Origin of the sequence: Arenibacter sp. 6A1, assembly GCF_012272855.1 — a bacterium.
In the GTDB taxonomy this organism is placed as follows: domain Bacteria; phylum Bacteroidota; class Bacteroidia; order Flavobacteriales; family Flavobacteriaceae; genus Arenibacter.
The window spans coordinates 1-20,052 of record NZ_JAAXCQ010000007.1; the positions used below are offsets into that span (position 1 = coordinate 1).

Sequence of the window (20,052 nt, forward strand, 5' to 3'; positions counted from 1 at the left end):
GAATCATCCTAAATCAGTTCCTGACGATCTATGAAAAAAGGGTCAGACTTTAGATAAAAGTCCAACCCCTGTTATTTTAAACTTACACAGTTTACGGGATAGTGTCACTGAATTCTCTTCTAGCAACCCAAATATATTGAGTAGTTGGCCCGGCTATTAGACGCTCAAAGTACACCTCGCAAATGCCATAGCATTCACGGCATCTTTTGGTTAAAAAACCACCAAGGACGAAACCCGCTTGGCCTATGCCGAGGGAAGTCATGGTACTGGGTGGTTTTATTTTAACACCTTATGATTTATAATTTATTACTAACCCCAAACAAGTCATCCCATGATAAAACAGCCCCATAATGAGTTTATAAGGCATTGTACCCAGGATCTGACCTTGTGCAGTATAATAGTATTAATGAACTAAGAAATAGCACCTAGGTTTATCCTGACAGAATTGACATATAGCACCACCACAGAAAAAAAACTCCAAAATTTTGTTTCTACATTCTATTTGAACACCTAAAAACAGATCTGCCTGTAGTCCGATTACCCCCTATTTTGTTACTATTCATCGATTTATTTATACTTCTATTATACAATTGAGTACTTTTTCTCGCTAAAACATTTTCTATTATTTTAGTTTCTAGCTAGTTAACGAACTATCTTTAGAGTATTAAATAGCTAACGCGAATAGTTAAAACAAGTAATTAGGCGGTTTTTTTTGAAAGAGTAACTTGTGCGGCTCTGCTAGCAGTAGCAGAAAAAAGAGTAGAAGAAAAAATTTACTAATCTTAAAACATATAATACTATGTCATTACTTACTATTATTCTCAACATCCTTTTACCTCCCTTGGCAGTTTTTTTGAAACACGGTGTAGGCTCTGCATTTTTAATTAGTATAGTGTTGACTATAATCGGTTGGTTACCTGGTGTGATCCATGCATTTATAGTAAATAAATAAATTCGATTTTTAAAGGTTAAAACAGGAATCATTCTTCACTGTCCTGGCAAGATTTGAAAACTGGTAAATTATCTGGTTAACTAATCTCATAAGCCATTTTTATTTTTTTGGCAGCTGCCAAAAAAATAAAAATGGCAATAGGGTGTAGATTGCCAATATTGACCATAATATAAACTAAAACGAAACCAGTAACCCAACCCCCCAATATTCTAAGATTCACATTCCACTTTCACCATCCAGTAGTCCATCTAAACAAAAAAGGGCGGAAAACGGCCTTGAAATTCAATTGAGTGTGGTAAAAGCGTTACAACTAGGATTCATTGGTTCCTTTTGTATTGATTGCGGACAATTGTTTATGGTTTATTGAATCTCGCGTTAGGGATGGCGGCGGCATCCCCGCAGCGGAGCAAGGGATATAGCCAAGAGCCCGCCCGACCTAGGAGGGAACGCCCAAAAACAGTATACAGTAGCCAGTAAACGGAAATCAGTAATCGGTATATAGTGAAAAATAAACAGTACAAAAGAGGTATTCATCTTTGTCATCTAGCAGATTTTCAACTACAAGAAAACTAAGCTTTGATGAAGGCCCAACTTTTAGGATTGATCCTGAACAACTTTAAATCGCGCACATAACCATGGAATATTCACATTTATAGATGAGATAAGGGCAAAAAAAAACGCCAAGCGAAAAGCCTGGCGTTCTTAAAATATTTGAATGACAATTAGTCTGCGAGTACAATAACTTTATTGTTCTTCATTTCTACAGTGCCACTGGTAATAGATAGCATAGTGTCTCCGTTTGCCGCTTTAGAGAACTTATCCTTAAAGCTTTCTTCTACCACTACATTCCCCTTGATCTTTACAGTTCCTGCTTCTAACAAGGATACTACGGCGGCGTGATTAGACAACATTTGAAACTCTCCATTGATACCGGGAACGGTAACTGCGGTTACTTCTCCTGAAAATAAAGTGGCCTCTGGTGATACTATTTCTAAATACATACTTCTATTCTGTAATCCCCAAATACTTCGGGAATTGGTTTAATATTTATTGACTTCCATTAGGCGTCCTATTGTTTAGGGGCCTATTAAGAAATTATTAAGCTTCCGCTAACATTTTCTCACCAGCTTCGATCGCTTCTTCGATGGTTCCTTTAAGGTTAAAGGCAGATTCTGGTAAGTGGTCTAATTCCCCGTCCATAATCATGTTAAATCCTTTAATGGTTTCCTTAATATCTACCAAAACTCCTGGGATACCGGTAAACTGCTCTGCTACGTGGAATGGCTGAGAAAGGAAACGTTGTACACGTCTTGCTCTACCTACCGCTAACTTATCTTCTTCAGATAATTCTTCCATACCAAGGATGGCAATAATATCTTGAAGTTCTTTATATCGTTGTAACAACTCTTTTACTCTTTGAGCACATGCGTAATGGTCTTTTCCTAAGATTTCCGCTGTTAGGATTCTAGAAGTAGAATCTAATGGATCTACTGCTGGATAAATACCTAATTCCGCAATCTTACGAGACAATACCGTAGTAGCATCTAAGTGAGCAAAGGTTGTTGCTGGTGCTGGATCCGTTAAATCATCCGCAGGTACGTAAACCGCCTGTACCGATGTAATAGATCCTCTTTTTGTTGATGTAATACGTTCCTGCATGGCCCCCATCTCTGTTGCCAAAGTTGGTTGGTAACCTACTGCAGATGGCATACGACCTAGAAGTGCCGATACCTCTGAACCTGCCTGAGTAAAACGGAAGATGTTATCTACGAAAAATAACACGTCTTTTCCTTGTCCTTCTCCAGCACCATCACGGAAGTATTCCGCTATGGTCAATCCTGAAAGTGCCACACGAGCACGAGCTCCAGGAGGTTCGTTCATCTGTCCGAAAACGAAAGTCGCTTTAGACTCTTTCATTACGTTTTTGTCTACTTTAGACAAATCCCATCCGCCTTCTTCCATAGAGTGCAAGAAATCGTCTCCGTATTTAATAATACCAGACTCAAGCATCTCACGAAGCAAATCGTTCCCTTCACGAGTACGCTCACCTACACCGGCGAATACAGAAAGACCACCGTGTCCTTTAGCAATGTTGTTGATCAATTCCTGGATCAATACTGTTTTACCAACACCGGCACCACCGAATAAACCAATTTTACCCCCTTTTGCGTAAGGCTCAATAAGGTCGATTACTTTAATACCTGTGAACAAAACTTCCGTAGAAGTTGATAAATCTTCGAATTTAGGCGCATCGCGGTGAATTGGAAGACCATCTTTACCAGCTTTTGGTAAATCTCCAAGACCATCAATAGCGTCACCTATAACGTTGAATAGACGTCCGTAAACATCGTCTCCGATTGGCATTTGAATTGCACTTCCAGTTGCTTTTACCTCAACTCCTCTGCTTAAACCATCAGTAGAATCCATTGAAATGGTTCTAACTGTGTTTTCTCCTACGTGAGATTGAACTTCCAATACTAACTTAGAACCATCCTTAGAGATAATCTCTAAAGAATCGTAGATTTTTGGAAGGTCTGCTCCTGACTGAAATTCGACATCAACTACCGGGCCGATAATTTGGGAAACTTTACCTGTAACTTTTGACATTTCTTAAATGTTTATTGTTTAGCGTGATAAATTGTGAACACTAACTTTTTTACCAATAATTGGATGCTTAGTTTTTCGCGTGGCAAAGGTATATCTTTTAAATTAAAAAATAAAGTTGTTTTTTGTGGTTTTTACACTAAAAAAAAAGAACCCTATATAAAAGGGCTCTTTTTATGGAAAATTATAGTTAGAATTACCGTTATGGAATCACAGCGGGATAGTTTGTAGGATAATTACCTGAATTTAAAGTAGCTCCGGCCTCCAAAAAATTAGATTTATATTGCGCATCGATGGCTTCCAAGAATTTATTTGACAAAACTGCATATCCGCGAGCGGTTAAATGAAGTCCGTCTAACCCTATTAGTCCACCTCTCACCAATTGGGTGTTTAAAATAAAATTCCCCGAGCGAATTCCGCTTGAAGCCGCATCGCTCAAAAGCTGTTTAAAATCTACAAATGCCAATTGCTTTTCATCGGCTACACTTTTAATAGTAACGTTATAGGCATCGGTTGCCACTCTTATACTGGCTTGTTCACTTGGCAATAGCACCCATTTATCTACCAATGGCAAGGTTACGCCTTCCACAGAAAACTGTCCGGCCAATGCCTGTGGCAAGCCTCGCCCCATTAAAGCTACCACTGAAGCGGAATTTACCGTACCGATAACGGAGGCACTTGGCAATACCAATAAATCTTCTTCTGTTGCCTGTCTTGTTTGTCCGTAGGCCTCCCCTAATAGTTTGGCCACCGCTGGTGCTGCTTGTTCTGGCAATCCGAATTGGCCGATAAAAGCCGGGAAAGTCGGACTCGCATTCAGGGCCCCTTCTATTTGGGCAGCAATATCGACCAAAGTCTCGTCCCTTATGACCACTGCACTGGCGGCGGTCTGCGAAAATACCACCTTACGATTTGGCTGTTGGAGCGCATCGTAGATTTGGTTTAAAGCCCCAAAAATAGAATTCAAGAGCGGTATCTGTGTTGCAAACTCTGCATTGTCAGGATCTAAAGGATCTAATGGATTGTGTGGTACTGTGGTAAAATGTGGCAAATCGGTAATATAGGGCACATTGGTCACCACCCCTTTGGCTCCTCCGGCCGTTAAAGCATTTACAACCCCTCTAAAGGTCATGTCGAACAGGCCTGGATCGGTAATATCGTTTCCGCCGTACACGGCGGCATTTGGGTTCCCTGTCCTGTCTACCCCTACGCCGCCCGAAACGGCATAGGACAATACGTCGTTGCCCCCAATTTCCGATAGGGTAAAAAATGTAGGCTGTTGCGCCAAGGCGTCTCCCAATATAGAAGCGGTAGGCGCACTGGCCATACGTCCGAAATACGGATTTAAAGTCCCGTAGCCCTGAACACCAAGGTGAAAACTTTTTATCCCGGCCACCCCCATGTTGTTATAGGGCCCGCTTACAACATTAGTAGCCTCGGTTGTTGGTACGGCCGGCAAAGGTACCGGGCCTTCCCCATCAAAAATTAGTCTTGGCCCAAAGCTACCATCGGGCAATTGATTGCCCCCAAAAAGCATTCCCCCAATATTATCGCTCATTAGCGGCTGGGTAAAACTCCCCCCGCCAACAGCACTAAATTGTTGCGATAAAAAGTTGGGAAAAGAATTCGTTTGCCCTGCTATAAATAAGGCGCCATCGGTAAAGCCTGCCGTAAAAGACCCCCCAACGGCTACATACGTAGAGAAATTGGCATCCCCAGCCGTTAAGGTCACCACTGGTTCCACGGGCATCACGGTATCGTCTGACTCACAGGATAACAACCCTAAAGAAGCCATTGCCAGCAAAATATATCTTGTATTCTTCATCTTCTTTAAATTAAATTTTGTTTCGATTAGATTTCCTATAGGTTGTTAATGGTCCATGAAAGGTAAAATTGCGAACCGATATTTCCCGTACCAAAAGCCGTAAAATACTCCTGCCCCAATACATTGGCAGCACCTGCCTTAAAGGTCGATTTTATGCTAGGCACTTGGTAATTAATCTGTGCATCGACTACATGGAAGGACGGTACGTCTCCACTACCAAAGGTAGCTTCCCAGTAATAGGTATCTGTCCATCTCCAAGCCACGTTAAAGCCAAAATCCTTAAATAAATTGGTATTCCCAATCGAGGCTTTTACCTTATGCTCTGGCGTATTAAAATTGGTCTGAAAATCTGGATTTCCGGCTTGGTCAAAATCTAGTTTAGAAAAGGTATAGTTGGCAGAAAGGTCAAAACCATTAAACACAGAAGCAGACAACCCAAGGGCAGCACCATATGAATTTACCGCAGCATCAGAGTTGGTATACGCACTATAGGCCTTAAAATCGTTGTTTTGTATAGCGGCCAAAGATTCGCTTTCCCCTACCTTTCCGTAAAAAGGAACAAATACCGCTTCTTGTGATATAAAGTCTTGGTATTGGTTGTAATACCCGCTAACATCTACAATTAGTCTGTCTATTTTTCCCCTATACCCTAGTTCCAAAGAGGTTACTTGTTCTGGTTTCACCAATTCCACATCGGAAGCCACGGGAGCTCCTGCCAATACAGAACTTACGGTATATGAGTTTTCATAGGCATCCCTACCTAGGATATCAACGGTTGCAGGTTGTCCCTGCGCCTGTCCGCTAGCACTCACCTCGAAGGTACGCACATCCCTGTCCAAGTTAGTTTTGGCCGACCCCACCAAAATAGCCCTTCCGGCATCCAATCCTATAAATAAATCTTGGGTGGTTGGGTTTCTGAATCCTGTTTGAACAGAGGCTCTAATATTATGTCTTTCCATTTCCCCGATAGTATATCCTACGGACAATCTTGGCGAAACGAATCCGTCGAACAACTCTGATTTATCGTAACGAACAGAACCTGTAAGCTTTAATTTCTCATCGAAAAACTTCTTTTGTATTTGAGTATAGACTCCCACTTCTGAATAGTCGATAGGCCCATCATAATCGGTATAAATAGTACCAAAAGAATTTAGGCTATAGGTTCTAAAGGATCCTCCAAGCTGAATTTCGGCAATATCGGTTAAGTGGCTAAAGTTGTAATTAGCATCGGCGTGATAGATTTTGGAATTGTCCTGAAATTTAGATCCGGTCGTTAAATCGGGATCGTTGATACTTTTATTAAAGGCGGCATTAAATTCTGGCGTACCAGGCAAATACCTTCCTTCTTCGGCCTTTGCTCTTGCCAAAGCATGGGCCTGTGTCTCATTGGCCCCACCAAAAGAAGCAGCGGCATAAGTATTGATATAATCGCCGAACCATTGTCTATCGCTCTTCCAAGCTCTATTGATGTTGATTCCGGTAAAGACCATATCATAAGAATCTCCGGCCTTGTCCTCGGTAATATATCCTCTTACAAAGAAGTTGTCGTTTCTAATTTCCAATTTGTGCTGTTGCAAGAAGAAATTATCGATGGCATATCTGTTCAATCCTTGGTAAATAGTAGATCCGCTCCCTACTTTCCCTACATAGGCAATCTCAAAATCGTTCCCCCAAGGACGGTAGTACAGTCCCCAGTCTGCCTTAATACTTTCTGCATTATAATCGGTTAAATCTGTTTCCCTATATCCTGTTCTACTCACGGTAACATCTGGAATAATCCCCAGGCCACCAGAAAGGTCCCTAATATTTCCGCTTACTTCATCTCCATAGACATTTATGCCATCATAATCCAAATTGGCCCTGGTATATCCTCTTCCTAATTTATCGGTCATATTATCGGCTGCCCAATCGGTTCCTTTTAGGTATCCAAAGTTTACCTTAGCCGCAAACTTATCACTGAATTTATGCGCAGCGCGGATACCAAAATCCGTATATTCATTATCTCCAGAAGCTTCTTGCGAAGTAATTCCTTTCTTAATATATCCGCTAATGCCCGAATACTCAAAAGGACTTTTACTTCTCATAAAAAGGATTCCGTTAAAAGCATTTGCCCCGTATAGGGCCGAAGCTGCTCCCGGTAGTAATTCTACGCTCTGAACATCGGTTTCCGTCATCCCCAATAAATTCCCCAAAGGAAAGTTCAAGGCCGGAGCAGAATTGTCCATTCCGTCTACCAACTGCATAAAACGCGTATTGGCAAAAGTAGCAAACCCCCTGGTATTAATAGACTTAAAGGTTAAACTATTGGTATTGATATCTACCCCCTTTAAATTTTCCAGACCGTCGTAGAAATCGGCCGATGCCGTGTTCTTAATCTCTTTAAGCCCAAAACGCTCTACCGTTACCGGCGATTCGAAAATACGCTCCGGTGTTCTGGAAGCCGAAATTACCACCTCGTCCAAAAAGGTTTCCTCCTCATTTAAGGTTACGGTAATATTCTGATTGTTTTGGGTGATTTTTGATTGGGCAGACACATAACCGATACTGGTAATTTGCAGTGTAAACGGTGGCTCCTCTGAAGTGTTCAAGGTAAAAAGCCCGTCGAAATCGGATACCGTTCCAATGGCTTTACCTGTTATGACTATATTGGCCCCTGGTATAGGCTGACCATTAAGATCAACTATCTTTCCCTTTACGATTGTTTGGCCATAGGAAACAAGCCCAAACATTAAAAAGGATAACAACATTACTGTTCTCATACGGTATTTAAGTTTAATTAGTTATAAGCAATATACTACATTTTTTATACGAGCAATAGCAAAACATCGTAAATTATGCATGCATAGTACTTTTTTGAGAAATATAATCGCTACAATTTGCGAATCCCACAAAAAAAATCGGGTCTTGAATACATCAAGACCCGATTTTTTAAGTTTATTAAGTGTTTGTAATTTCTTATTCCACGGTAACGGATTTGGCCAAATTTCGTGGCTGATCTACATTACAACCACGCATTACTGCTATGTGGTAGGATAACAATTGCAATGGTATAGTCGTTAATAGTGGCGTAAGGCTTTCCAAGGTTTCTGGTATTTCGATCACATGGTCTGCCAATTCCTTTACCTGCTGGTCGCCTTCGGTGACCACGGCAATAATTTTACCCTTTCGAGATTTAATTTCCTGAATATTGCTCACTACCTTTTCATAGTGCCCCTTATTGGTTGCGATTACTACTACAGGCATATGTTCGTCTATCAAGGCTATTGGTCCGTGTTTCATTTCTGCCGCAGGATATCCTTCTGCGTGGATATAGCTTATCTCCTTTAGCTTTAAAGCCCCTTCTAAGGCAACAGGGAAATTATACCCTCGTCCCAAATACAGGCAATTGGTAGAATCCTTATAGACCTCCGATATAATTTCTACCAAGGTATTAGACTGCAAGGCTTTTTCTACCTTGGCGGGTATTTGTTCTAATTCGGTTAAATACTCATGGAACCTTGTAGTGGTAAACACCCCTTTTTCCTTGGCCAATTTTAAAGCAATCAGGGTTAATACCGTAATTTGGGTCGTAAATGCTTTTGTAGAGGCCACTCCTATTTCGGGCCCCGCATGTGTATAAGCCCCAGCATCGGTTTCCCTAGCAATGGAAGAGCCCACGACATTACAAACTCCAAAAACAAAGGCTCCCTTTTCCTTGGCCAATTTTATGGCCGCCAAGGTATCTGCCGTTTCTCCAGACTGTGAAATGGCAATAAGCACGTCCTTATCGGTGATCACCGGGTTCCGATATCTGAATTCCGAGGCGTATTCTACCTCTACCGGAATTCTTGCCAAATCCTCAAAAATATACTCGGCCACGAGTCCGGCATGCCAAGATGTACCACAAGCCACAATAATAATGCGGTTTGCATTTAAGAGTTTTTCAAGATTCTCATCAACCCCTGCCATCTTAATGATCCCTTGTTTGGCCAATAATCGACCTCTATAGGTATCTAAGATAGCTCTTGGTTGTTCGTAGATTTCCTTGAGCATAAAATGCTCAAAGCCTCCTTTTTCTATTTCTTCCAGATTTAGTTTTAATTCTTGGATAGAAGGATAGGCTACGGCATCGTCCTTGATCTTGCGCAGTTTTATTTCTTTACCCAAACGGATAATAGCCATCTCCATATCTTCCAAATACATAGCGTTATTGGTATATTCTATAAAAGGAGAGGCGTCCGAGGCAATAAAAAATTCACCCTCGCCTACGCCGATAGCAAGCGGACTTCCCAATTTTGCCACTACGATTTCGTCGGGTTTTTGCTTGTCAAACACGGCAATGGCATAGGCTCCGACGACCTCGTTCAAGGCTATCTGTACCGCCTGGCCAAGCTTTACGTTTTCTTTGTTCTTTATCTCTTCTATAAGGTTTACCAATACTTCGGTATCGGTATCCGAGGAAAAAGTATATCCTCTTTTAATCAACTCCTTTTTAATGGCATCGTAATTCTCAATAATCCCATTGTGAATAATGACCAAATTGCCCGAGTTGGAATAGTGGGGGTGTGAGTTGACATCATTAGGCTCGCCATGCGTAGCCCATCTGGTATGACCAAGACCTAAGCTACCTTTCAATGATATAGTACTTTGAGACTTCTTATGAAGATCTGCTACTTTCCCTTTTGTTTTGGACAAGTTAATATCATTTCCATCGTAGAGGGCTATTCCGGCACTATCGTAGCCTCTGTACTCCAATCGCTGGAGCCCTTTCATTATAACCGGATAGGCATCTCTATGCCCTATATATCCTACAATTCCACACATAATTTATTTGTTGATTAGTTAGTAATTCAAAAAAGGTTTTAAATAACACAAATGTAATGTGATGTTATTTAAAACCTTTTAAATCTCAGACAATTAACTAAAATATACTATATGTGGTACTTTTTTTGCCCTTACTTCACTTCTGTATAGTAAATTTCGAGTTTCAATTTCTTGTTTTCTTGCCCTTCAGAAGTATGATCACTTCCAAATAGCACAGTACCAAGCGGATTGATCACAGACATTAAGGCTACTTTGCCTTCTTTGCCGTTTGCCAACATAGCCTTAACAGCCCTAGACACTCTAATATCGGAGGTCACGGCCAAATTTAAGGTCGCATTGGTAGAATCCCTAACGATGATATCGTTGATATAATTGGTGATCTTTATTTTATAATGATCTCCCTTTCCATTTTTCCTAGTCAACGCTCCATCGTAATTGGTAAGGTTCCCTGCATTAAAATCGGCTTCTTGTTCAAAGAACGGATTGTACACTGGGATATTACTATCGGCCTTGTAGAGATACAATTTAGATGGTTCTATCACTTCTCCCGCGCCATCCAAAGTATTTCTGTCGACATAAAAAACAAGGTTGGCTTCGTTAATGATCCAATTTTTGTTCTTTATCTGGTTGATGATTTCTGCTCCATCGCTGTCATTGAACAATTTAATTTGAGCAAAACTTCCTGCTCCTCCTTTTAAATAAATTCTGGAAGCATTTTCGCCATTGTCCATACTATTGGCAATCTCTGTAGGATAGGCGTCATTGACAAATGTATTGACCGCATTTCCTGTAACAGCCCCTGTATTGGTATTTTTTCTTAGCAGATGCAACACAAATTCACCTTCCTTCTTTACATCAAACTCATCGTCGGAAGTATCAGAAGTCCCCTTAGTATCTACCGTATCGTACTCGTACTTAATGGTAATATTTCCTTGGGTCAAATCTAACAACATCAGGACATCGTCAGAAACGGATAAATGGATACCTCTAAAAAATTCGGCAAAATTCGATTGACTCAATAATTCTGAAGCGCCTTCCTTATCCAAAATATTCTTCTGAAAGAAAGTTTTGTCTAGCGCAACCCTTATCCCTGGTGCAAGGCGCACTGGCGCCTCCTTTGATTCATCTTCTTCTTCGGTCTCTGGATCGTCTTCTTTAAAAATAAGTTCTTCCTCGGTTTTAATCGTTACCGGTCCTTCAAATAAAAGATCTGAAACAAAATCGGGAGAAAACTGCTGAGACGAAAAATATTGCTGCGCCTCTTGGAAATTGCTATTAGGATCTAAATCCCTTAAATAGTAGGTAGAACGCTCTACCTTTAAATTAAATGGAATATCTCTATTCCCATATATACTATCCAAATCGAATTTTATAGGAAATCTGTTCGGAGCCGTATCGGTATCTTTGTCATCATTGGTTCCGTCTCCATCGGTATCCTTATTATAAGGATCGGTACCCATAGCTTTCTCTTGAGCATCTGTCAATCCGTCGCCATCGTAGTCACTGTTTGGATCGTCTGGATCCTTATCGTAAATATCTGGCACCCCATCATTATCCCTATCACCTTTGGTATTGGTCAAAAAGGGAATAAATAAGGTTACTTCCTTAACGGTCTCTTTTTCCTTTATAGTAAGGATATTATCATCGGTATCGGCATTAGCCTCTTTTTGGGCAGAGTAACTGCCAAAAACCGGATTTTCCTTTGATAATAGTACCTGGGTAGTGATCCTAGCTTCGGTTGTCCCGTATACTGGATCATTAAATTTCCCTAATTGGTATATTGGCACCTTATTGGTCTGTACTGCTTCAACTTTTTTGTTGTAGGCAAAAACATCGTACACCGCCTTATTTGCAGTAAATGGTTCGTCTCCTATTACGCCACTACCAATTGTTGTAAGATCGTCTTCACAAGAAACAAAAGTTGCCGCTAACAACATTCCTACAAGCGCAGGAAATTTCAATCCTTTTACTAAATCCATCTAAACTATTTTAATACTTCTGTGTTATAAAAATTCAGGTAAGCTTCTTCAAATTCCTGGATAGGCACATAAGGCAATACAGGTTTCTGAACCTCGGAAATATGCGTTTCCAGTTCATTTGGAAGCTCTTCCGCAGCTAAAATAACGGCATCAGAAAAATCGACCGCTACCTTTAACAAATTATTATAACTAGGATCTTCAAGGGATTTTATGCTTTCTTCGGGCACTCCGTCAAAGGCAATCTTCTTAATCATATCGCTATTTAGACTCCCTTCAAAACCTTGTCCATAGACCGAAAGCACAATTTTACTTTCCGAGAACAAAGGTTCATCGGCGTAGAATTTTTTCAAATACAAGGGAAGTAATGAAGCCATCCATCCGTGTACATGGATAATATCTGGAGACCAATTTAATTTCTTAACAGTTTCAACGACCCCTTTCGCAAAGAAAATAGCACGTTCATCGTTATCAGGAAATCCTTTTCCATCCTCATCGGTGAAAGTGGCTTTTCTTTTGAAATATTCCTCATTATCTATAAAGTACACTTGTATACGTTCCCTAGGGATCGAAGCTACCTTTATAATTAACGGCATATCCATGTCATTGATCACAAGGTTCATCCCTGATAATCTAATGACTTCATGCAATTGATGTCGACGCTCATTGATGTTTCCGAACCTTGGCATAAAAATCCTAATCTGGCCACCATTACTGTTGACCATTCTTGGGGTTTCATAAGACATTAAGGAAACTTCGTTCTCTGGTAGATAGGGTACTAATTCTGAAGATACAAACAATATCTTTTTGCCATTCATAAAAGCTATATTTTATTTATAGTGCAAACGCAGCTGCAAAATTACAAAAATTATAGAGATTAGCGGTAATTATAGTAAGTTTGCTCTCTTTTAAGTTGAACAGATGCAGTTATTTACCACTAAAAAGGATCTTGACTCCTTTCTTTACCCCCTAAGAAAAGGCAAATCGATTGGTTTGGTCCCTACCATGGGAGCCCTACATACGGGACATTTATCCCTTGTAAAAAAATCGGTAGCCGAAAACCATATTACGGTGATTAGCATATTTGTGAATCCCACCCAATTCAATAATCAGGACGATTTAGAGAAATATCCCAAAACTTTGGATGCCGATATTTCATTATTATCTTCCGTTTCGGACGATTTAGTTGTTTTTGCCCCTTCGGTTTCCGAAATATATGCCGAAGAGGTAGCTTCCAAAACCTACGATTTTGAAGGTTTGGAAAAAGTGATGGAAGGCGAATTCCGCCAAGGACATTTCGAAGGCGTTGGTACCATTGTGGAGAAATTGTTCCGATTGACCATGCCCAACAAGGCATATTTTGGAGAAAAGGATTTTCAACAGTTACAAATCATTAAAAAACTGGTTAAAATCACCCAATTGCCCATTCAAATTATTGGATGCCCCATCCTAAGGGAACCTAATGGCCTTGCCATGAGCTCTAGAAACGAAAGACTTACCCCAAACCAAAGAAACACCGCTTCCTTTATTTACAGTACCCTTCAGGAGGCTAAACATAAGTTTGGCACAAAAAGTGCAGTTTCTATAACGGATTGGGTGAAGGAAGAATTTGAAAACCATGAGTCCCTACAATTAGAATACTTTAAAATAACGGACGAAAACAACCTTCAGCCTGTATTGGAAAAGGAAAACAATACCGCCTACAGGGCCTTTATAGCGGTTTATGCAGGAGATGTAAGACTGATTGATAACATTCTGCTATAATACCAATAACAACATTGAGCAATAAATTATTAACTTTGTCCCATGCAAATAGAAGTAGTAAAATCTAAAATACACCGTGTAAAAGTTACCGGTGCAGACCTCAACTATGTTGGCAGTATAACCATTGATGAGGATTTAATGGATGCCGCGAACATTATTCGAGGAGAAAAGGTACAAATTGTTAACAATAACAATGGCGAAAGATTAGAGACCTACGCCATTCCAGGACCTAGAAATACGGGCGAAATTACCCTTAACGGTGCTGCGGCCAGAAAGGTTTGCGTTGGCGATGTATTAATTCTTATCACCTATGCCCATATGGATTTCGAAGAGGCCAAAACCTTTAACCCTTCCTTGGTATTTCCTAACGAGGAAACTAATATGTTGACCTAATCTTGAAAGCCTCCTTTAAGAAAACATTAAAATCGACACTTCCAATTCTATTGGGAGTGTTTTTAGTTTGGTACTCTTACTATAGAACCACAGAGGAGGAAAAACAGCAAATAATACATTATATAAAGGAGGCAAATTTACTTTGGGTAGGAATCTCTGTTATCCTGGGCGTACTTACCCATCTTTCTAGAGCCATTCGTTGGAACTATTTATTAAAGCCGCTAGGATATACCCCAGGGCTTATGAATAACATTCTCATTATACTAACGGCTTATTTCACCAATCTTGGTATTCCCAGATCGGGTGAAATTTTAAGGGCCACCGCACTGACTACCTATGAAGGGGTGCCCTTTGAAAAAGGTTTTGGTACCATAGTCACAGAAAGGGTCATAGACCTTATTATGCTGCTATTGATCGTCGGCATCACTTTAATATTACAGACAGATATCATATGGGCATTTTTACAAGGGAAGGGGTTTAACGGTTCCGTACTGATCGGAGTACTCAGTGTTGGTACTATAGGTCTTTTTCTAAGTATGTATTTTATAAAAAAATCGACCTCTACCCTAGCCAAAAAACTAAAAAAGATACTAAAAGGACTTATGGACGGTGTTTTTAGTATTTTTAAAATGAAAAATAAATGGGCTTTTGCCTTCCATACCCTATTTATTTGGGTGGCTTATATTGCCATGTTCTGGATTATTAAATTTACCATCCCAGAGACCATAGACCTCACGGTTAGCCAACTTATGGTTGCCTTTGTGGCAGGTGCCTTTGCCATGACCGCTACCAATGGCGGTATAGGTATTTACCCCATTGCCGTAAGCGGTGCCTTGGCCATTTTTGGCATTAGTTCTGTTTCCGGAGATGCCTTTGGGTGGATTATGTGGATATCCCAAACTTTCATGATCGTTGTTTTTGGTGCAATATCTTTTCTGTTATTGCCGTTATGGAACAGAAACAGATAGCTTTCTTCAATTTATTGCCAAAATAAAAATTATGCAACGGATAATTACTTTTTGCTTCCTATTGCTGTGCTTTACCAATAACGCCCAGCTCACGAAAGAGATCTTTGAGTCCTTTAAATTACAAGAGCGCCGCGATGTGCGCTACTATTTTCCGGAGGACTATTCTGCCGATAAAAAATATCCCCTGATCGTAGTATTGGATGCCGAGTATTTATTTGACCAAGTCTTGGCCAACGCTAAGTTTTATAGTGATTTTCACGGCATGCCAGAAGCTATTGTGGTAGGTGTAGAACAGGGCAAAAATTCTATTCGCTATGACGATTGCGACTTTGATCCCGAGAGTGGTCTTCCCTCCGAAAAAGGCAAGTTGTTTTTTGAATTTTTAGGGATGGAACTGATCCCTTATCTAGAGAGCAAATATAGTCTGGCCCCTTTTAAAATGTTCGTAGGCTATGAGCTAACGGCCAATTTCGGCAATTTCTATTTGTTTAAGGAAAACTCTCTTTTCAATGCTTTTATCGCGATATCCCCCACCTTGGCCCCAGAAATGGAATCTAGGGTTCCACAAAGGATTGCGGCCATGAAAAAGAAAATTTTCTATCAACTGATCGTCGAAGGAGAAAATAACCCACACACTCATAGCGTTTTGGCCTTTGATCAGGCATTAAAAACTGTAAAGACCGAGAATTTATATTATTACTTTGATCAATACCCGGGTGCCGATCATATTTCCATAGCTACTTACGGTATCGGAAAAGCCTTTGACAACATTTTTGGCATGTTTAAACCGATAAGTCCGGCCGAATACAAAGAACAAATTTTAACTTCCGAGGATCCTGTATTTAAATACCTTGAAACCAAACATACTACTATTGAAAATTTATTTGGGTTTAGAAAAACTACAAGCCTTAACGACATTATGGCCATTTATGCGGCAAGCCGTAAAAAGAAAGATTTTGAATCCCTAAAACCCTTGTCAGAGCTTTGCAAAAAAGAATTCCCTACCACCATGTTGGGATTCTATTTTGAGGGAGAATACTACGAACAATTGGGCGAGCCCAAAAAAGCATTGCGGACTTTTGAAAAAGCTTTTGGCATGGAAGAAATAGACTTCTTAACCAGGGAGATGGCACTAGAAAAAATGGATGCCCTAAAGGCCGATTTCGGTTTTTAGCCCCTATTGTCTCCTTAGCATACCTAACCAAAACAAGGACTAGGCCTGGCCTATTATGAATAGAAAAAAAATCTATAGCCCCTTGGACAGTTTACGCCCACTGACAAAGCCCGGCTAGAAAAACCTCAGCTGTTCCAAACTTTATTTATCTTCGTCAAAATCTTAGAATAAAGAATGGCTAAAACTAAATCGACTTTTTTTTGTCAGAACTGTGGTACCCAATACGCAAAATGGGTAGGACAATGTAGTGCTTGTAAGGAATGGAATACCGTAGTGGAAGAAGTAATCCAGAAGGAAGAAAAGACCCCGTGGAAGAGTCCTTCCAATACCACCAAAAGAATTGCCAAACCTTTACGGGTAAATGAAATAGCTACCGACAAGGAACTTCGGCTAAACACCTTCGACCTAGAATTCAACCGGGTACTGGGCGGCGGATTGGTTCCGGGCTCCCTAACTCTTTTAGGAGGAGAACCAGGGGTAGGAAAAAGTACGTTACTGCTTCAAATAGCCCTAAAACTGCCTTATAAAACCCTATATGTGTCTGGAGAAGAAAGCCAGAAACAGATAAAAATGCGTGCCGATCGCATTAACCCCAATAGTGAAACTTGTTTTATACTGACCGAAACAAAGACCCAAAATATCTTTCAGCAAATAGAGGCCACCGAACCCGATATCGTGGTAATCGATTCTATACAGACCTTACATTCTGATTATATAGAATCTGCCGCCGGGAGTATTTCACAGATACGGGAATGTACCGCCGAACTGATAAAATTTGCCAAAGAAACCAATACCCCTGTTATTTTAATTGGCCACATCACCAAAGATGGCACCATAGCCGGACCAAAGATTCTGGAACATATGGTCGATACCGTACTACAGTTCGAAGGGGACAGAAATTATGTATACCGCATTTTAAGGGCCTTAAAAAACCGGTTCGGATCTACGGCAGAATTGGGAATCTATGAAATGCAGGGCAGCGGATTGCGAGAAGTAAACAATCCGTCCGAAATTCTGATATCCAAAAACGATGAAGGGCTCAGTGGCACCGCAATAGCTTCGACCATAGAAGGCATGCGGCCTTTAATGATAGAAATACAGGCCCTTGTCAGTACCGCTGTATACGGTACGCCACAGCGCTCAACCACAGGATACAATTCCAAACGATTGAACATGTTGTTGGCCGTTTTGGAAAAACGAGCCGGATTTAAACTAGGTGCCAAGGATGTTTTCCTCAATATCACAGGCGGAATATCCGTAGATGATCCCGCCATAGATTTAGCCGTTATAGCCGCTATCCTTTCTAGCAACGAAGACGTCGCAATAGACAAAGGAGTGTGTTTTGCCGCAGAAGTAGGACTCGCAGGAGAAATACGCCCTGTACAACGTATCGATAACCGTATCCTAGAGGCAGAAAAATTAGGCTTTAGCAGCATATTTGTTTCCAAAAACAATAAAATAACCCTTAAAAACACCAATATCCGTATTCATTTAATTACAAGGATCGAAGATCTGGCCAACGCCTTATTCGCGTAATTATTAGCGCTTGGAATTAAATAGTCTTGCCCCAAATAAGATTATGAACACCAAGACGATGATAATGATAAACTGAAAAAAGCCAATTTGTAAAAAGATCATATCTATTGCTTATTAAGGGGCAGGGTTGGGGAATTCCGTATGAATAGCCTCAATACCTGCCAATACTGCATCGCTTAAGGTTACCTCTATACTAGCTATATTTTCTTTTAATTGGTCCATAGTCGTTGCCCCAATAATATTACTGGTAACAAAAGGTCTTGTATTGACAAATGCCAAAGCCATTTGCGTTAGTGACATATTGTGATCCTTTGCCAAGTCATAATATTTTTGGGTAGCTTTTACGGACATCTCATTACTGTAACGATTGTAATTTGGAAAAAGACTTACCCTAGCATTTTCTGGTTGCTTGCCACCCAAGTACTTGCCGCTTAGCACTCCAAATCCTAATGGAGAATACGCCAACAACCCTAAATTTTCCCGGTGTGAAATTTCGGCCAATCCCACTTCATAAGATCTATTCAACAGACTGTAGGGGTTCTGAATGGTTTTCATTCTTGGCAACCTTATGTGCACCTTGCTTTCTTCTAAAAAACGCATGGCTCCCCACGGGGTTTCATTAGACAAGCCCACATGTCGTATTTTCCCTTCGGCTATCAAATCCCTTAAAGTTTCTAGAATTTGATGAAAATTGTCTTCCCAATGATCCCCTACATCTTGTTTATAGCCCAATTTCCCAAAATAATTGGTATTACGCTCTGGCCAATGTAATTGGTATACATCTATATAATCTGTTTGTAAACGCCTTAAACTTCCTTCTACCGCTTCTATGATCGCTGTTTTGCTAAAACCATCGGTTCTTATAAACTTGGTTACCTCCGATCGGCCAGCGATTTTAGATCCCAATACAATCTTATCGCGATTTTTGTTTTTCTTAAACCAATTCCCTATAATTTCTTCGGTAACGGAATGTAATTCTTTTTTAGCGGGAATGGGATATAGCTCTGCCGTATCAAAAAAGTTTACTCCTTGTTCCAGCGCATAATCCATTTGCGCATGTCCTTCTGCTTCCGTGTTCTGACGGCCCCATGTCATGGTGCCCAAGCAAATCTTACTTACTTCAATATCGGTATGTGGCAATTGGGTATATATCATTCTAATTGTTTTTCTTTTATGCTTGTTGTTAAGACAATCTTCTAGTATTCCTAATAGTCGCTTATGCTATTAACACCTATAAATTCTTAATTTAACTCTATCAAAATAGGGCAATGGTCACTGTGCTTGGCTTCAGACAAGATCACCGAACGTTTTAATCGGTCGGCCAATGGCTCGCTCACCATTCCGTAATCTAAACGCCATCCCTTATTATTGGCACGAGAATTTGCCCTATAACTCCACCAAGTATAATTGTGGGGTTCCTTATTAAAATGCCTAAAACTATCTATAAAGCCAGCATCCATAAAATCGCCTATCCATTCCCTTTCTACCGGTAAGAATCCAGAAACATTTTTATTGCGAACAGGATCGTGGATATCTATGGCTTCATGACAAATATTATAATCGCCACATATCACTAGGTTCGGTCTCTCTTTTTTTAATTCACTGATATAGTCCTTAAAATCGTCCATATATTGCAACTTAAGATCTAGCCTATCCAAATTTGTTCCCGATGGCAAATACAGACTCATTACGGAAACCCCATTAAAATCGGCCCTGATATTACGTCCCTCAAAATCCATATAGTCAATTCCGGTTCCGTACTCTATATGATCCGGTTCTTGTTTAGACAAAATAGCGACCCCACTATACCCCTTTTTTTGTGCACTGTACCAGTAGTTATAACGATAGCCCAACTCCTCAAAAATACTCAGGTCTAACTGCTCTTTATTTGCCTTAATTTCTTGTAAACAGACTACATCGGGCCCTACACTCGTTAACCATTCTGCAAAGCCCTTGTTCAAGGCCGCCCTAATTCCGTTTACATTATAAGAAACTATTTTCATGTGATATTTTTATTGTTTGTCGTTCCGAAAATCTAAGCGCTCACAGCAACCAGA

15 protein-coding genes are annotated in these 20,052 nt (G+C 40.4%); 6 read left to right on the top strand and 9 right to left on the bottom strand.

Annotated elements, in window-relative coordinates:
- Nucleotides 1-799 precede the first annotated feature (799 nt).
- On the top strand, nt 800-952 hold the full coding sequence (locus HCG49_RS07665) for a YqaE/Pmp3 family membrane protein (protein WP_072763420.1): 153 nt from the start codon (nt 800-802) through the stop codon (nt 950-952).
- Nucleotides 953-1,674: 722 nt separating this feature from the next.
- Here the strand turns inward: HCG49_RS07665 and HCG49_RS07670 are convergent.
- From HCG49_RS07670 to HCG49_RS07700, 7 genes are all read right to left on the bottom strand, one after another.
- Nucleotides 1,675-1,953, bottom strand: coding sequence for a F0F1 ATP synthase subunit epsilon (locus HCG49_RS07670; RefSeq protein ID WP_168468954.1), 279 nt, complete (start codon nt 1,951-1,953; stop codon nt 1,675-1,677).
- 97 nt (nt 1,954-2,050) lie between these two features.
- Nucleotides 2,051-3,559, bottom strand: a complete 1,509-nt coding sequence (gene atpD / locus HCG49_RS07675) for a F0F1 ATP synthase subunit beta (protein ID WP_168468955.1) — start codon at nt 3,557-3,559, stop codon at nt 2,051-2,053.
- A 199-nt stretch (nt 3,560-3,758) separates the two neighbouring features.
- A complete protein-coding gene (locus HCG49_RS07680) occupies nt 3,759-5,381 on the bottom strand; it encodes a G-D-S-L family lipolytic protein (protein ID WP_168468956.1) in 1,623 nt (540 codons plus the stop codon).
- Between the two features lie 35 nt (nt 5,382-5,416).
- Entirely contained in the window at nt 5,417-8,140 is a 2,724-nt protein-coding gene (locus tag HCG49_RS07685; protein ID WP_168468957.1) for a TonB-dependent receptor, read from the bottom strand.
- A gap of 196 nt (nt 8,141-8,336) precedes the next feature.
- Nucleotides 8,337-10,184, bottom strand: coding sequence for a glutamine--fructose-6-phosphate transaminase (isomerizing) (gene glmS, locus HCG49_RS07690; RefSeq protein ID WP_168468958.1), 1,848 nt, complete (start codon nt 10,182-10,184; stop codon nt 8,337-8,339).
- A gap of 131 nt (nt 10,185-10,315) precedes the next feature.
- Nucleotides 10,316-12,163 carry a DUF4270 family protein gene (locus HCG49_RS07695; protein WP_168468959.1) on the bottom strand — a complete coding sequence of 616 codons (1,848 nt, stop codon included), beginning with the start codon at nt 12,161-12,163 and terminating at the stop codon, nt 10,316-10,318.
- 5 nt (nt 12,164-12,168) lie between these two features.
- Complete coding sequence (locus tag HCG49_RS07700) at nt 12,169-12,978, bottom strand: glycogen/starch synthase (RefSeq protein ID WP_168468960.1); 810 nt, start codon at nt 12,976-12,978, stop codon at nt 12,169-12,171.
- A 103-nt stretch (nt 12,979-13,081) separates the two neighbouring features.
- Between HCG49_RS07700 and panC the strand changes: the two genes are divergently transcribed.
- The 5 genes from panC (at nt 13,082) to radA (ending at nt 17,995) form a co-directional block, all read left to right on the top strand.
- A complete protein-coding gene (gene panC / locus HCG49_RS07705; RefSeq protein WP_168468961.1) occupies nt 13,082-13,924 on the top strand; it encodes a pantoate--beta-alanine ligase in 843 nt (280 codons plus the stop codon).
- Between the two features lie 42 nt (nt 13,925-13,966).
- Nucleotides 13,967-14,317 carry an aspartate 1-decarboxylase gene (gene panD / locus HCG49_RS07710; RefSeq protein ID WP_072763411.1) on the top strand — a complete coding sequence of 117 codons (351 nt, stop codon included), beginning with the start codon at nt 13,967-13,969 and terminating at the stop codon, nt 14,315-14,317.
- Between the two features lie 2 nt (nt 14,318-14,319).
- The gene (locus tag HCG49_RS07715) at nt 14,320-15,285 is read left to right on the top strand and encodes a YbhN family protein (protein ID WP_168468962.1); all 966 of its coding nucleotides are present in this window, start codon (nt 14,320-14,322) and stop codon (nt 15,283-15,285) included.
- A gap of 31 nt (nt 15,286-15,316) precedes the next feature.
- Nucleotides 15,317-16,459, top strand: coding sequence for an alpha/beta hydrolase (locus HCG49_RS07720; protein WP_168468963.1), 1,143 nt, complete (start codon nt 15,317-15,319; stop codon nt 16,457-16,459).
- A gap of 174 nt (nt 16,460-16,633) precedes the next feature.
- Nucleotides 16,634-17,995, top strand: coding sequence for a DNA repair protein RadA (radA, locus tag HCG49_RS07725; protein ID WP_168468964.1), 1,362 nt, complete (start codon nt 16,634-16,636; stop codon nt 17,993-17,995).
- A gap of 114 nt (nt 17,996-18,109) precedes the next feature.
- On the opposite strand, the gene HCG49_RS07730 is transcribed toward radA, so the two are convergent.
- Both HCG49_RS07730 and HCG49_RS07735 read right to left on the bottom strand, forming a co-directional pair.
- Nucleotides 18,110-19,150 (bottom strand): NADP(H)-dependent aldo-keto reductase, encoded by a 1,041-nt coding sequence (locus HCG49_RS07730; protein WP_168468965.1) that lies wholly within the window; start codon nt 19,148-19,150, stop codon nt 18,110-18,112.
- An 86-nt stretch (nt 19,151-19,236) separates the two neighbouring features.
- Nucleotides 19,237-19,998, bottom strand: a complete 762-nt coding sequence (locus tag HCG49_RS07735; RefSeq protein ID WP_168468966.1) for an exodeoxyribonuclease III — start codon at nt 19,996-19,998, stop codon at nt 19,237-19,239.
- Between the last annotated feature and the right edge of the window lie 54 nt (nt 19,999-20,052).